This is a genomic window from Pseudomonas salomonii (assembly GCF_900107155.1).
Classification (GTDB): Bacteria; Pseudomonadota; Gammaproteobacteria; order Pseudomonadales; family Pseudomonadaceae; genus Aquipseudomonas; species Aquipseudomonas salomonii.
Genome location: NZ_FNOX01000003.1, coordinates 500,798 through 515,830 on the forward strand (window position 1 = coordinate 500,798; position 15,033 = coordinate 515,830).

Here is a 15,033-nt window from a genome sequence, read left to right on the forward strand (position 1 = left end):
TAAGAACTTGGAATTTAAATTTGCGCGACGAATAGCCTAGAGTCCAGCAAAACCTCTGGGAGTACTGAGATGACGACGTTGCATTGGGCAGGTTTGTTGGCACTGGCGGTGATCGCCGGTGCGGTGGTGCCGTTTCAGAGTGCGATCAACGCCAGCCTCGGGCGCGGGCTGGGGCACCCGTTGTGGGCCACACTGGCGTCACTGCTGGTGAGCATTATTGTGTTGCTGCCGATCATCATCGCGCTGCGCCTGCCCTTGCCGAGCCTGGCCTTTATCACCCAGGCGCCGCTGTGGATGTGGGCCGGTGGCGCGTTTGGGGTGTGCTTTATTTCGCTGGCGTTGATGTTGCTGCCCAAGCTCGGCGCGTCGGGGTTTATTGCGCTGGCCATGGCCGGGCAGATTCTCGCTTCGCTGCTGCTCGATCACTTTGGCTTGTTTGGCCTGGTGGAGCGCCAACTGACAACGCCCCGCGTGTTGGGGGCGTTGTTGTTGATTGGCGGGGTAGCACTGATTCAGTTCAGCGCCACACCGGCTCGCGCCCTGGCCACGGCAGGCTGATCAGCCCTTGTCGAGCGTGCGCAGTTTTTGTGGCAAGCCCCACAGCAGCAGCGCCGCCGCCAACAGCGCACACAGGCCGATCACATACAGCGCCGGCGTGGTGCTGCCGGTAAGGTCCTTGATGCGCCCCACCATCACCGGGCTGACGATACCGCCGAACTGCCCGAGGGTGTTGATCACCGCAATGCCACCGGCCGCCCCCGCACCGGCGCCGGCCAACAGTTTGGGCGGCAGCGTCCAGAAGGCCGGGATCGAAGCAATAATGCCCGCGCCCAGCAGGCCCAGGGCGATGATCAGGAAGGTGGTGTGGTCGGCAAAGATCCCGGCACAGAAGAAGCCGATGGCGCCCAGCACCACCAGGCCGCAGACAAACTTGCGGCGCTCGCCGGTGGCGTCCGACAGTCGCCCGATCACCACCATGCTGATCGCCCCGCACACATAGGGAATGGCGGTGAGCAGGCCGATCATCACCGGGCTCTGGGTACCGGCACTGCGGATCAATTGCGGCGCCCAGAAGTTGAGGCCGTAGGACGCCACCTGGATCAGAAAGTAGATAAACCCAAGCATCAAAAACCCAGGAATGCGGATCGCCGAAAGCAGCGAGCCACCGTGCTGGTTCGGCTCATGCTTGGCGATGCGGCTCGACAGCAGGGTTTTCTCGGCAGGCGTCAGCCAATGCGCGTCTTCAATGCGGTCCTTGAGCAAGGTCAGCACCAGAAAACCCAGGCCGATGCAGGGCAAGCCGCCGAGCAGGAACAGCCAGTGCCAGCCGCGCATTTGCAGCACGCCGTCGAGGTGCTCCAGCACCAGCCCGGAAAATGGCGCGCCGACCAAACCGGCGAACGCCGAGGCCAGGAACAGCATCGAGGTGATGCGCCCACGAAAGTGCTGCGGGAACCACAGCGTCAGGTAATACAGCACGCCCGGCGCAAACCCCGCCTCCATGGCGCCAATGATGAAGCGCAGGCCATAGAACTGCCATTCGGCGGTGACAAATACCATGGCCGCCGTGGCCAGGCCCCACGACATCATGATGCGTGCGATCCAGCGGCGGGCACCGACCTTGTAGAGCATCATGTTGCTCGGCACTTCGAACAGCACGTAACCCACCACAAACAACCCGGCGCCCAGGCCATAAGCGGTGTCGCTCAGGCTCAGGTCGGTTTGCAGCTGGAACTTGGCGAAGCTGATGTTGATACGGTCAAAAAATGCGAACAGGTAGCACACCATGATCAGCGGCATCAGGCGCCAGGCGACCTTGCTGACCAGGGCTTTTTCGGCATCGATTTCAGCGGCCGGGCGCACGCCGGCCTCTAACGTATTAGTGCTCATGGTTTCTCTCCAGCGGGCTGCTCACAGGCGCCCGATTGTTTTTGTTGTCTGGTCGCGCGTTACAGCGTGGCGATGTAAGCCGGTGGCGGGTGCAGGTCGCCATTGCGCCCGGCCTTGGCCACTTGGCCGGGCAGTTCATGCCCCAGCAAGGCCGGCAAGCGGCGGGACATTTGCAACAGGTGCGGCAGGTCGATGCCGGTGTGAATGCCGACCTCCTCGCACAGGTTGACCAAATCTTCGGTGCAGATATTGCCCGACGCCCCCGGCGCAAACGGGCAACCGCCGAGGCCACCCAAGGCCGCGTCAAACCGCCGGGCTCCGGCCTCGTAAGCGGCCAGCACATTGCACAACCCCAGGCCACGGGTGTTGTGAAAATGCAGGGTCAAATCGCTGGCCGGCACCTGTTGCAGCACGCGCTTGACCAAACGTTCGACCTGACGCGGATTGGCCATGCCGGTGGTGTCGGCCAACGTGATGCCCGCAATGCCCAGCTCGCGATAGGCGTCGACCATTTGCAGCACGCGGTCTTCATCGATCTTGCCTTCGAACGGGCAGCCGAAGGTGGTGGCAATGCTGCCGTTAAGGCGCACCGGGTGGTCGGCGGCAAAGCTGACGATGTCGCCAAAGGCGGCCAACGACGCCTCGCAACGCATGCGCATATTGGCCAGGTTGTGGGTCTGGCTGGCCGACATCACCAGGTTCAGCTCATCGGCGCGCGACTCGATGGCGCGCTGGGCGCCCTTGAGGTTGGGGATCAGCGCGACATAAATCACACCGGCCCGGCGCTCAATCCCCTGGAACACCTGCTCGCCATCACGCAATGCGGGAATGGCTTTGGGCGACACAAAGGAACCCGCCTCGATTCGCGAAAAACCGGCCAGGGCCAGCCCGTTGATCAGCGCAATCTTGTCGGCGGTTTCAACCCAGGTCGGTTCGATCTGCAAGCCATCGCGCGGCGACACTTCCTGCACGATCAGCGTGTCGGAATAATCAGTAATCATTGCACCACTCCCGCGGTTTTCAGGCGTTGGATATCGGCACCGGTGAGGCCCAGGCTGCCGAGGATGTCATCGGTATGCTGGCCCAGGCTCGGGCCCTGCCAGTTCACACCACCGGGGGTTTCGGAGAGTTTGGGCACAATGCCGGGCATCTTCACCGACACGCCGCCGGGCAGCTGGGCATTAAGCAGCATGTCACGGGCCTGGTAGTGCGGGTCGCTGACGATATCGGCCACCGAGTAAATGCGCCCGGCCGGCACCTCGGCGGCTTCGAGCGCGCTGAGTACCTGGTCGATAGGCAGGCTGCTGGTCCAGTGGGTGATGGCCGCGTCGAGCAGGCCACTTTTGGCGGCGCGGCCGTCGTTGTGGGCAAACTCCGGCGCTTCGGCCAGGTCGGCACGGCCGATGGTGTGCATCAGGCGCTTGTAGATCGGGTCGCTGTTGCCGGCGATCACCACATAGGCGCCGTCGGCGGTCAGGTAGGTGTTGGACGGCGCGATACCCGGCAAGGCGCCGCCACTGCGCTCACGCACATGGCCGAGCATGTCGTATTCGGGCACCAGGCTTTCCATCAGGTTGAACACACTTTCGGCCAGTGACACATCGACCACTTGCCCCTCGCCCTGCCCGGTCTTGACCCGCAACAACGACATCAGCGCGCCGATCACCGCGTGCAGCGAGGCGAGCGAGTCACCCAGGCTCACGCCCACTCGCGCCGGTGGCGAGTCGGGGTTGCCGGTGGTGTAGCGAATGCCGCCCATGGCCTCACCGATGGCACCAAATCCTGGGCGATCGCGGTAAGGCCCGGTCTGGCCGTAGCCGGAGATGCGCACCAGGGTCAGCTTGGGGTTCAACGCATGCAACACGTCCCAACCCAGGCCAAGTTTCTCCAGGCCGCCGGGGCGCAGGTTTTCGATCAACACGTCGGCGTCGCCCAGCAGTTGCTTGATCAGCCCCAGGCCCTCCGGGGACTTGAGGTCCAGTGCGAGCGACTTTTTGTTACGCGATTGCAAGTACCACCACAGCGACGTGCCTTCGTGCAGCTTTCGCCATTTGCGAAGCGGGTCGCCCTGGCCCATGGCTTCGATCTTGATCACCTCGGCGCCGAACTCGGCCAGCATCCGCGCGGCGAACGGGGCGGCAATCAGCGTGCCGATTTCAATCACCTTGATACCGCTCAACGGCGCCGTCATGGGGTGGTCCTCTTATTCTTGGAATGTGCAGCCAAGGCTAGAGGACAGACGGGCGATAAATCCAACCGTCAGTTGGCAAGGAGCGTTCGCGAAATGCGAACGGTTGGCGAGTGTCGGCGTCAGTCAGATCGCTATCGCGGGCATAGGGTTTGCTTACTTCAGTGGCGTGCGCAGGTAGTCAAACAACAACCGGCTCACCGGCGACAACTGCGCCTCATCACGCACCACCACAATCAAGCTGCGATCCGACCACGTGTCAGTCAGCGGCACCGCATGCAACCCCAACGCGCGACCAAACAGCTCATAGGCCTTTTGCGGCAGGATGCCGATGCCCATATTCGCCTGGACCATCCGGCACATCGCATCAAACCCCGGCACATGGATACGCAGGCGCAGCATCTTGCCGGCCTCACGCGCTGCGGCATGGGTGCGCATATTGATCGAGCTGGCGGCGTGCAGGCCGACGTAATCGCTGCCCAGGGTTTCGTCGAACGCCAGGGTGTGGCGTGCGGCCAAGGGATGCTCCGCCGGCATCAGCACCACCAGTTTGTCGTGGCGATACAGTACACCGGGCAAGCCTTTGGTGTCGGTGTCGCTGGAGCAAATGCCCAGGTCCGCCACCCCGTCCAGCACGCCCTGGACCACGCCGTTGCTGGGGCGCTCTTCCAGATCCGTCTTGACCTCGGGGTGTCGCTGGGAAAAGTCGCGCAGGTCTTCCGGAAGAAACTGAATAATCGCCGACAGATTCGCCAGCATGCGCACATAACCACGCACGCCGTGGCTGTGCTCGCCCAGTTCAAGGCCCATTTTCTCGACGTTGAACAGCATCTGCCGCGCATGGTGCAGCAAGGTTTCGCCGGCGGCGGTCAAGTCCATGCCCTTGGCACGCCGCACGAACAGGCTCACGCCCAATACCTGCTCCAACTCCATCAGGCGCTTGCTGGCCGCCGACACGGCGATGGCCTCACGGGCCGCAGCGCGGGTCAGCGTGCCTTCTTCAAACACCGCAACGAACAGTTGCAGGGTGATCAGGTCAAGGCGACGCACCAGGCTTTTGTGCAGCATCAGCGCGTCTCGCTGGCCAGGCGATTGATCTCGGCCTGCTCCACCACGGCCTGCGGCGCGCCCTGACGCGCCACCGCCAACATCGCCTGGCCGACGGTCTCGGTGCTCACCACCCAGTTGGGTTTGATCCGGCGAAAAAACGACAGCAGCGGCCCGAGCACGGTATAGAAGGATTGATACAGCGGCGTCTTTGAACGCACGCCATGCAACGGCTGAATCACCCCAGGCCGAAACAGGTACACCGCCTTGAACGGCAGGCGCAGCAAGGCGTTTTCGGTCTTGCCCTTGACCCGCGCCCACATCGACTTGCCCGCCTCGGAGCTGTCGGTGCCGGCGCCGGACACATAGATAAAGGTCATCTGCGGATTGAGCCGCGCCAAGGTGCTGGCCGCGACCAGGGTGAGGTCATAGGTGAGGTGGGTGTACTTGGCTTCCTTCATGCCCGCCGACGATACGCCGAGGCAGAAAAAGCACGCATCAAAGCCTTGCAGCAGGTTTTCCAGCGGTTGGAAGTCCAGCATGTCGCTGTGCAACACCTGGTGCAGCTTGCCGTGCTCCTGGGTCAGAGGGGTGCGGCCGACGGCGACCACTTCCTGCACGTCAGCGGCCAGCAGGCACTCACGCAGCACGCCTTGGCCGACCATGCCGGTGGCGCCGAATAATAGAACTCTCATCAGGGGACCTCAGCGGCAAGCCGCAAGCTTCATACTCAAGTTAAATACCGTTCAACTTGTAGCTTAACGCTTGCGGCGTGCGGCTGCCGCCTTTAGAACGCGCTGCGAAAGATCTCCTCAATTTGTCGCTGATCCGCCCGGCGGGGGTTGGTCAGACCGCAGGCATCCTTCAACGCATTGGTGGCCAGCAGCGGAATATCCTGCAACTTGGCGCCCAATTCGCGCAAACCGGCCGGGATCTCAACGTCATGGGCCAAGGCGCGAATAGCGACGATGGCCGCCTGAGCGCCCTCTTCCGGGGTAATGCCCTTGATATCGGCGCCCAAGGCGCGCGCCACGTCGCTCAAGCGTTTGGCGCAGACGCTGGCGTTGAAGCTTTGCACATGGGGCAGCAACACCGCGTTGCACACGCCGTGGGGCAGGTCGTAGAGGCCGCCAAGCTGGTGGGCCATGGCATGCACAAACCCCAGCGACGCATTGTTGAAGGCCATCCCGGCGAGGAACTGCGCGTAAGCCATGTTTTCCCGCGCGGCTTTGTCGCTGCCATCACGCACGGCCAGGCGCAGGTTGGCGCTGATCAGCTCCATGGCCTTGATCGCGCAGGCGTCGGTGATTGGCGTGGCAGCCGTCGACACATAGGCTTCGATCGCATGGGTCAGCGCGTCCATGCCGGTGGCCGCCGTCAGCCCCTTGGGCATGCCGACCATCAGCGTCGGGTCGTTGACCGACAGCAGCGGCGTGACATTGCGGTCGACGATGGCCATTTTCACATGGCGGGTTTCATCGGTGATGATGCAGAAACGGGTCATCTCGCTGGCCGTGCCGGCGGTGGTGTTGATCGCCACCAGCGGCAATTGCGGTTTGCTCGATTGGTCGACACCTTCGTAGTCGCCGATATGCCCGCCATTGGTGGCGCACAACGCGATGCCCTTGGCGCAGTCATGGGGCGAGCCGCCGCCCAGGGACACGACAAAATCACAGGCCGTGGCCTCCAGCATCGCCAGGCCTTTCTCGACGTTTTCCACATTGGGGTTGGGTTTGGCGCCGTCGTAGATCACCGAGTCGATGTCCTGCATCGCCAGCTTCTCGGCGATCATGCTGGCCACGCCGGCCCTGGCCAGCCCGGCGTCGGTGACGATCAGCGCCTTGCGAAAACCGTAGTTGCGGATGGCTACCATGGCTTCGTCGAGGCAGTCGGTGCCCATGATGTTGACGGCGGGAATAAAAAAGGTGCTGATCATGGTCAATCCTCGGAGGCGGTATGCCGACAGAATCAACCGATAACGCGTGGCGCATCTTGATCAGGATCAACGCACGCTCGTGATAAAGTCACCGCCCAGCCGATTTCGAGTAGACCCGCCGCAATGAAGGATTTCCAGGATATTGACGCCCACCTTGAAGACTGGAGCGCCCTGCGCAGCGCCATCGACTTCAATGGGATTCTGATCGGCAATGGCGCCAGCCGTGCGATTTGGGAAGACTTTGCCTACGACTCGCTGTTCGAAAACGCCCGCACCGTCGAAGAAAAGCCCCTGAGCCCCTCCGAACTCAGCGTGTTCGATGCCCTGCAAACCCGCAGTTTCGAGCAAGCGCTGGGCGCATTGAAAACCACCAGCCGGGTCAACAAGGCGCTGGCGGTCAGCTCGGCGGCGCCGCGCAACCGCTACTACGCGATCAAGGAAGCGCTGATCAACACCATCCACGCCGTGCACATTCCGTGGCGCCTGGTGCAGCCCTCAACCCTGGCGACGATCAACACTGAGTTGAAGCACTACGCCACGGTGTTCACCAGCAATTACGACCTGCTCAACTACTGGGCGATCCTGCACACGCCGGGCATCGATGACCTGTTTCGCAGCGCCGACGCCAGCTTCGACCTGCGCAACACCCGCACCCAAGCCACACGCATCCTCTACCTGCACGGCGGCCTGCACCTGGTGCGCAACCTCGACGGCACCGCGCGCAAATTGCCAACCACCGACAGCACCTTGCTCAGCAGCTTTGCGATCAACAATACGATCAAGACCCTGGACGACGTGCCGCTGTTTGTCAGCGAAGGCAAGGTGGAGGAGAAGCTCAAGACCATTCGCAGCTCGGACTACTTGTCGTTCTGCTACGAGCAGTTGCTGAGTCATGATGGCGCGCTGTGCATCTTCGGTCATGACCTGGGGCCGCAGGATCAGCACCTGGTGGATGCGCTTCGCCAGGCCAAGCTGACGACATTGGCAATCTCGGTGTCGGGGCGCAGTGACGGGTTTATCCGCCAGCAGAAGCGCCGTTACTCGCAGTTGTTCGAGGGCAGTGGCGTGGAGCTGAAGTTCTTTGCGGCGCGTACGCATCCGTTGGGTAGTGCCGCGTTGTCCGTGCCGGTCGAACGCTGATTCTCTAAACAAAGAAGATCCAATGTGGGAGCGGGCTTGCTCGCTCCCACATTTAGGCTGCATTTCAAATAGCAATCAGGGTCACTCGTCGCCGCTGTGCACCACCACCAACAACTGCGCCTGCACCTCCCCCACCGAACGAATCCGGTGAGGTTTCTGTGCATTGAAGTGCAGCGCATCGCCCCGCTCCAGAATCACCCGCTCGTTCATGAAGTCCACTTCCACCTGGCCTTCGTGCACAAACAGAAACTCCTCACCCAGATGTTCCTTGAAGGTCTTGTCGGTGAATTCCGCCGGCGGGTAGATGATGAATGGCAGCAGGCTGCGCTCGCTGACCTGATGGGCCAGCACGGCATAACCCGGCGCGGTGTCGGGGCGTTCGTGGCTGCGCACCAGGCTGTAGCTGTCTAGGCGGACGTTATCTTCGCTGAACAGTTCTTCGACCTTCACGTTCAACGCCTTGGCCAGTTTCAGTGCGGCGGCAATCGACGGCGTGTTGAGCCCACGCTCGACCTTGGACAGATAACTCTTGGTCATCCCGGATTTTTCGGCCAGGGACTCCAGGGTTACGCCAAGTTTTTTTCTCAATAATTTCAAACGAATAGACATGTGCTGCGGTTAATCCCTGCAGAAAAGGCAGAATCATGCTTGCTAACGACACAAAGTGTCATATAGCATCTTTAGTGTCATTTGCTCTAACCCAAAGGACACCGATATGGCCAAGACATTAGCACTTCCCAAAGACCAACTGGTCAAGCAAGCACTGATCCAGATGCAAAACAGCCTGGCGGATAATACGTGGACCGACCGGCAAAAGCTGGCGCTCACTTGCCGCATCCTGTTCGAACACGGCCACGACTCCGGCCTGGCCGGGCAGATCACCGCACGCGGGCCCACGCCTGGCACCTATTACACTCAGCAACTGGGCCTGGGTTTCGATGAAATCACGGCCAGTAATCTGTTGCTGGTCAACGAAGATCTGGAAGTACTCGAAGGGCATGGCATCCCCAACCCGGCCAACCGTTTTCACACCTGGGTCTACCGTGGGCGGCCGGATGTGAATTGCATCATCCATACGCACCCCACGCATATTGCCGCGCTGTCGATGCTTGAAGTGCCGCTGCAGGTGTCGCATATGGACCTGTGCCCGCTGTACGAAGACTGCGCCTTCCTGGAGGCCTGGCCGGGCGTGCCGGTGGGCAATGAAGAAGGCGAAATCATCACAGCAGCTTTGGGCGACAAGCGCGCGATTCTGCTCTCGCACCACGGCCAATTGTCCACCGGCGCGAGCATCGAGCAAGCCTGCGTCATCGCGCAGTTGATTGAGCGGGCGGCCAGGTTGCAGTTGCTGGCGATGTCGGCGGGCAGCATCAAGCCGATTCTGCCGGAATTGGGTCGCGAGGCCCACGACTGGATCTCCAAGCCCAAGCGTCATGGCGCCGCCTTCAACTACTACGCCCGGCAGAACCTGCGCAAACACGCCGATTGCCTGAACTGATTGCCCTTTTTCACGCGGAGACTTCCCATGTCCAATCCCACTATTCACGGCATCATCGGCTACACCATTACCCCGTTCAGCGCCGACGGCCAGCGCATTGACCTCGACGCCCTCGGCCGCTCCATCGACCGCCTGATCGACAGCGGCGTACACGCCATCGCGCCCTTGGGCAGCACCGGCGAAGGCGCGTATTTGAGCGATGCGGAGTGGGATGAGGTCAGCGCCTACAGCCTTGCGAAAATCGCCAGGCGCGTACCCACTGTTGTCAGCGTGTCTGACCTGACCACCGCCAAAGCCGTGCGTCGCGCCCGTTATGCCGAAGCCAATGGCGCCGATGTGGTGATGGTGCTGCCGGCCTCGTACTGGAAACTCAGCGAGGCGGAAATTCTTGCCCACTACGCCGCAATTGGCGACAGCATCGGCGTGCCGATCATGCTTTACAACAACCCGGCCACCAGTGGCACGGACATGTCGGTGGACTTGATCCTGCGCATCGTCAAGCAGGTGGCGAACGTGACCATGGTCAAGGAAAGCACCGGCGATATTCAGCGCATGCATCAGTTGCGCCGTCACAGCGACGTGCCGTTCTACAACGGCTGCAACCCACTGGCGCTGGAAGCCTTCGCGGCGGGTGCCAAGGGTTGGTGCACGGCCGCGCCGAACCTGATCCCGCAGTTGAACCTGGATTTGTATAACGCGGTGCTGGCCAATGACCTGAATAAAGCGCGGGAGCTGTTCTATCGCCAGTTGCCGTTGCTGGAGTTCATCCTCAAAGGTGGTTTGCCCGCGACGATCAAGGCCGGGTTGCGGCTGACCGGCCTTGAGGTGGGCGATCCGCGCTTGCCGGTATTCCCGCTGGGTGAGGCAGGAATCGAACAGCTGAAGACACTATTGAGCTAGAGCCACAATCCATGTGGGAGCGGGCTTGCTCGCTCCCACTTTTTTGATTGGGTAAACCCGTTACATAGAGACAAATGACAATAGTTCTCGATATCATTCGCGACTTTTCTACGTCGTGCTTCGTCAAGAAGGATATCCATGTCTCGTCCCAAGCCCGACCCGTTGTCGGCCGATGCCTTTCGCGGGTTTTATGCAGATATCCTGCATTTCCTGCGCAAACGCACGGACAACGCCAGCGACGCGGCAGACATGACCCAGGATGTCTTCACCCAATGGCTCAACTACCGCGACCGCGCCAAGGTCGAGCAGCCACGGGCGTTTCTGTTTCAGATGGCGCGCAACCTGCTGCGCGATCACTGGCGTAAGCAGAAGGTACGCCAGAGCGCCCATTCCGACGCGGCCGACGCTGACACGGAGCCGGTCACCGACGCGCAAAACGACCCCATGGCCGCTGCGCAGCGCCTGCAACGCCTGGAACAGTTGAAAGAAGTCCTCGCCGAACTCTCGCCCCGCAGGCGAGAAGCCCTTATGCTGCACCGCTTCGAAGGCCTGAGCCAGGCGCAGATCGCCGAGCGCATGGGCATTTCCACCAGCATGGTAGAAAAGCACATTGCTTTTGCCCTGCTGCATTGCAAGCGACGCCTTCAACCAGAACCCGGCACGGAGCAGCCAGAATGAACCGCCTGAGCGACATCGACGCCCTGGACATCGAGGCGAGCGACTCCATCGATGCCCAAGCCGCCAGCTGGTTTGCCCGCAACCGCAATGGCGCCGCACGGGCCGAGCGCAAAGCCTTTGCCGCCTGGCAGGCAACGCCCGCCCACGCCCGCGCCTATGCCGAATTCGAACAGCTGTGGGACGACCTCGCCCAGTTGCAGCAACTGAACAAACCCGTACCGCTGCCCCAGCGCAAACCCTCGATAATGCGCCCGGCCCTGGCCGTGGCCGCCGCGCTGGTGTGCGCCGTGCTGACGACGACTATCGGCGCGCCCCGCGAGCTCTATCACAGCCAGATTGCCGGGCACGTCAAAGGCATGCGCACCCTCGCCCTGCCCGACGGCAGCACGCTGTATGTGAATGCCAACACCCATCTGCGCGTGGATTTCAGCGCGTATCAACGCATCCTGCATCTGGACAAGGGCCAGGTGTTTATCGAAGTTGCCGCCGACAAAGAGCGCCCGCTCTACGTGCAAGCCGGCGAGGCGAATGTGCGGGTGGTCGGCACCGGGTTTGACGTGCGGCGCAGCCAGCAACAACTGGTGGTCAGCGTCGCCCACGGCCAGGTTGCCTTCGAGCCGGACGCCAAAAGCCCGGTGGCGGTGCTCGGCGCCCAGCAACGTGCCGCGTACAACTACGCCAAGGGCACCGTGCAGCAGCAGACACTCACCACCGAAGAAGTGGCCGATTGGCGCAGCGGGCACCTGTCGTTTCGCAATCGAGAATTGGCCAGCCTGATCGATGAACTGAGCCTCTACCGGCCTCAAGCGCCCTTGCAGGTCAACAAAGCCGTGGCGCAACTGAAGGTCTCGGGCAATCTGGATGTGAATGACCCGGACGCCCTGCTCAACGCCCTGCCCGCCCTGCTGCCGGTTAAAACCGTGGCCTCGGCCGATGGCATCGTCCGCATCGAACCACTCAAGTAAGGCCTGCAAAAATCACACTTGAGAATATTTTGCATTCGCATGTGTGGTTTTTTGCAGCTGCCCCGTCTTCCTCCCGACTGTGTTGGATACGCACACCTTTTTGGCTATTTAGCCACCCCGGGGGATTTCATGTTTCGCGCGCCTTGCCACGCTTCGCACCTGTTGCTTCGACCGACCCTTATTGCCACCTGCATGGCCTTGAGCCTCAGCGCCCAGGCCGAGTCGCTCACGCTGCAACTGCCCGCCCAATCGCTGGCCACGTCCCTGAGCTTTGTGGCGCAGCAGGCGAAAATCCAGCTGTTGTTCGATGAAACACTGCTCAAGCATGTGCAGGCGCCGGCGCTCAACGGCGAGTTCAGCCCGGAAGTGGCGATTCGCAGCTTGCTGAAAAACGGCGAGTTCACCCTGATCAAAGTCGGCAACACCTACGTGGTGCGCCCCGACGAGGGCAAGACCACCCACAGCGGCGCCATCCAGCTCGATGCCCTCAGCGTGATCGGCACCGGTAACGAAGTCGACTCCAGCACCGTCAACCGCTCGACCATGACCCAGGCCGACATTGACCGCTACCAGTCCAACAACATCCCCAGCCTGTTGCAGACCTTGCCCGGCGTAAGCCAGGGCGGCTCGCTCAAGCCCGGTGGCCAGACCATCAATATCCGTGGTTTCGGCGACGCCGAAGACGTGCCGATGACCGTCGACGGCGCCACCAAGACCGGCTTTGAGCGCTACCAGCAAGGCACCGTGTTTATCGAGCCGGAGCTGATCAAGAGCATCGAGGTCGAGAAAGGCCCCAACTCGCCATTCACCGGCAACGGCGGCTTTGGCGGCACGGTCAACATGACCACCAAGGATGCCCCGGACCTGTTGCAGGACGGTCGCAACAGCGGCGCGATGCTCAAATACGGCTACTCCAGCAACGACCACGAACAGATCTACAGCAGTGCCGTGTACGGCCGCACCGACGACGGCCGTTTCGACGCGCTGGCCTACCTGACCCAGCGCGATGGCGGCGACATGAAGGTGGCCGGCAAACTGCCCAACGACAACAACGAATACCCGGTCAACCCTCAGCGCCTGCCCAACAGCGCCCAGGATGTGGACGGCAAACTGTTCAAGGTCAACGCCCACTTCACCGAGGAGCACAGCGTTGGTCTGTCTTACTCACGCTCCCACAGCAACCGCTGGACGCCATTCTCCGCCGCCAGCTACCCGACGCCGCCGACTCAGGCCAACATCGACCGCTACGGTTACGAAAACGCGCTGAAGCGTTTTTTAGCCCAGCGTGACACCACCGACACCACCTGGTCGGGCAAGTACGAATACACGCCGGTGAATAACCCGCTGATCGACCTGACCGTCAAATATTCCCAGTCCAACACCGACCAGACCGACGAACGCGACGCCACCGCGTTTTTCCAACTGGCCTCCGGCGGGCGCAAGATGGACACCGCCTACACCGACAAGAACCTCGACATCCGCAACGTCAGCCTGTTTGACACCGGCCCCTTGCAGCATGCGCTGACCGTCGGCGGGCAGATCCGCAAGCACATCCGCGAAACCGAGATGTGGATGCCCGGCACCACCTACAACACTGCGCGCTACAACTACGGGCGCTTCCAGCCGGGCTTCATGCCCCACGGCAAGGTCGACACCAACAGTTTCTTCGTCCAAGACGCAGTCACCGTGGGCGACGTGACCATCACCCCGTCGCTGCGCTACGACCATGTGCGTAACCGTGGCGAAGGCAATGACGCGCCGTACTACAACAACCCGGACCCGTCCTACGGCCATGACTACAGCGACCGCACCTACACCGGCTGGTCGCCGCGCCTGGCGCTGTTCTGGAACGTCACGCCGAACCTGGGCCTGTTCGCCAACTGGAGCAAGACCTGGCGTGCGCCGGTGATCGACGAGCAATATGAAGTACAAGGCCTGGGCAGCCGCACCGCCACCAGTGTCGACCTCGACCCGGAGCGCATCACCTCGATCACCCTGGGTAGCGTCACCAGCTTCGACAACCTGATCGCCCGGAACGATAACCTGCAAGTACGCGCCACCCTGTTCCACAACAAAGTCGAAGACGAAATCTTCAAGGCCACCGGCGTGGGTTGCCAGAACCAGGCCGTCAACGGCGGCACCATTGCCAATGCGTGCCCGCCGGGGGCGATGCCCAACTACCGCAATATCGGCGGCCTGACCATCAAGGGTTTTGAGCTCGAATCCTTCTACAACTCCACCTACCTGTTCGGCTCGGTGTCGTTCGCCTACGCCAAGGGTGAACACGAAGGCGCCTACACCAACCCATGGGGCCCGGATGTGCCGGCACGTGATATTCCACCGACCAAATGGGTGCTGGTATTAGGCACCCATATTCCGGCCTGGGATGCCCAGGTGGGCTGGATGGGCCAGTTCATTGGCGCCACCGATCGCTTGCCGAGTGACAAATACTCCGGCGGCCCGGGCAGCAGTGTGGGTGACCTGTTCTACGACCAATACGGCAACAAGGCCTACAACACCCAAGGCCTGTTCGCCAAATGGAAGCCGCAACAGGCCTACCTCAAAGGCACCGAGGTGAACTTCACCGTGGACAACCTCTTCAACAACAACTTCCGCCCGGCCTTGAGCGGTGATCGTGCCTACACCAAGGGTCGCGATGCGAAGGTCAGCATTACGCGGTTCTTCTAATAGACCAGGGTGACGCGATGGCGGCGGCACTGCCTGCAGAGCGATTGGAACTGTACGGATAAATCTGCGACCAGCTGTAGGCCCTTAATCAGCGGGGGTTGTG

At 61.7% G+C, this 15,033-nt stretch carries 14 protein-coding genes; 7 read left to right on the forward strand and 7 right to left on the reverse strand.

Going from position 1 to position 15,033, the window contains the following annotated elements; all coding sequences use genetic code 11:
• The first annotated feature begins 69 nt into the window (after nucleotides 1–69).
• Complete coding sequence (locus tag BLV67_RS09745) at nucleotides 70–558, forward strand: DMT family transporter (RefSeq protein WP_069788516.1); 489 nt, start codon at nucleotides 70–72, stop codon at nucleotides 556–558.
• Here the strand turns inward: BLV67_RS09745 and BLV67_RS09750 are convergent, their stop codons facing one another.
• The 6 genes from BLV67_RS09750 to yiaY all read right to left on the reverse strand — a co-directional run bounded on the left by BLV67_RS09750 (nucleotide 559) and on the right by yiaY (nucleotide 7,061).
• A complete protein-coding gene (locus BLV67_RS09750; protein ID WP_069788515.1) occupies nucleotides 559–1,890 on the reverse strand; it encodes an MFS transporter in 1,332 nt (443 codons plus the stop codon). It abuts the gene before it with no gap.
• A gap of 59 nt (nucleotides 1,891–1,949) precedes the next feature.
• Nucleotides 1,950–2,891 (reverse strand): hydroxymethylglutaryl-CoA lyase, encoded by a 942-nt coding sequence (locus BLV67_RS09755; protein ID WP_065929078.1) that lies wholly within the window; start codon nucleotides 2,889–2,891, stop codon nucleotides 1,950–1,952.
• Nucleotides 2,888–4,081, reverse strand: coding sequence for a CaiB/BaiF CoA transferase family protein (locus BLV67_RS09760; RefSeq protein ID WP_065929077.1), 1,194 nt, complete (start codon nucleotides 4,079–4,081; stop codon nucleotides 2,888–2,890). The genes BLV67_RS09755 and BLV67_RS09760 overlap by 4 nt, the downstream gene beginning before the upstream one ends.
• Before the next feature lie 153 nt (nucleotides 4,082–4,234).
• Nucleotides 4,235–5,146: a LysR family transcriptional regulator gene (locus tag BLV67_RS09765; RefSeq protein WP_069788514.1), complete on the reverse strand. Its 912-nt coding sequence runs from the start codon at nucleotides 5,144–5,146 to the stop codon at nucleotides 4,235–4,237.
• Complete coding sequence (locus BLV67_RS09770) at nucleotides 5,146–5,820, reverse strand: NAD(P)H-binding protein (RefSeq protein WP_069788513.1); 675 nt, start codon at nucleotides 5,818–5,820, stop codon at nucleotides 5,146–5,148. Before BLV67_RS09770 ends, BLV67_RS09765 begins: the two co-directional genes overlap by 1 nt.
• Before the next feature lie 92 nt (nucleotides 5,821–5,912).
• The gene (gene yiaY, locus BLV67_RS09775; RefSeq protein ID WP_065929074.1) at nucleotides 5,913–7,061 is read right to left on the reverse strand and encodes an L-threonine dehydrogenase; all 1,149 of its coding nucleotides are present in this window, start codon (nucleotides 7,059–7,061) and stop codon (nucleotides 5,913–5,915) included.
• Between the two features lie 123 nt (nucleotides 7,062–7,184).
• Between yiaY and BLV67_RS09780 the strand changes: the two genes are divergently transcribed.
• A complete protein-coding gene (locus BLV67_RS09780) occupies nucleotides 7,185–8,201 on the forward strand; it encodes a DUF4917 family protein (protein ID WP_069788512.1) in 1,017 nt (338 codons plus the stop codon).
• 81 nt (nucleotides 8,202–8,282) lie between these two features.
• On the opposite strand, the gene BLV67_RS09785 is transcribed toward BLV67_RS09780, so the two are convergent.
• Nucleotides 8,283–8,810: a helix-turn-helix domain-containing protein gene (locus BLV67_RS09785; protein WP_065929072.1), complete on the reverse strand. Its 528-nt coding sequence runs from the start codon at nucleotides 8,808–8,810 to the stop codon at nucleotides 8,283–8,285.
• A gap of 106 nt (nucleotides 8,811–8,916) precedes the next feature.
• Between BLV67_RS09785 and BLV67_RS09790 the strand changes: the two genes are divergently transcribed.
• From BLV67_RS09790 to BLV67_RS09810, 5 genes are all read left to right on the forward strand, one after another.
• Nucleotides 8,917–9,699 carry an aldolase gene (locus BLV67_RS09790; RefSeq protein ID WP_065929071.1) on the forward strand — a complete coding sequence of 261 codons (783 nt, stop codon included), beginning with the start codon at nucleotides 8,917–8,919 and terminating at the stop codon, nucleotides 9,697–9,699.
• A 27-nt stretch (nucleotides 9,700–9,726) separates the two neighbouring features.
• The gene (locus tag BLV67_RS09795; RefSeq protein WP_069788511.1) at nucleotides 9,727–10,599 is read left to right on the forward strand and encodes a dihydrodipicolinate synthase family protein; all 873 of its coding nucleotides are present in this window, start codon (nucleotides 9,727–9,729) and stop codon (nucleotides 10,597–10,599) included.
• Nucleotides 10,600–10,737: 138 nt separating this feature from the next.
• The gene (locus tag BLV67_RS09800) at nucleotides 10,738–11,277 is read left to right on the forward strand and encodes an RNA polymerase sigma factor (protein WP_065929069.1); all 540 of its coding nucleotides are present in this window, start codon (nucleotides 10,738–10,740) and stop codon (nucleotides 11,275–11,277) included.
• Nucleotides 11,274–12,242, forward strand: coding sequence for a FecR family protein (locus tag BLV67_RS09805; RefSeq protein ID WP_065929068.1), 969 nt, complete (start codon nucleotides 11,274–11,276; stop codon nucleotides 12,240–12,242). The genes BLV67_RS09800 and BLV67_RS09805 overlap by 4 nt, the downstream gene beginning before the upstream one ends.
• Nucleotides 12,243–12,371: 129 nt before the next feature.
• The gene (locus BLV67_RS09810; protein WP_069788510.1) at nucleotides 12,372–14,930 is read left to right on the forward strand and encodes a TonB-dependent receptor; all 2,559 of its coding nucleotides are present in this window, start codon (nucleotides 12,372–12,374) and stop codon (nucleotides 14,928–14,930) included.
• Nucleotides 14,931–15,033 lie beyond the last annotated feature (103 nt).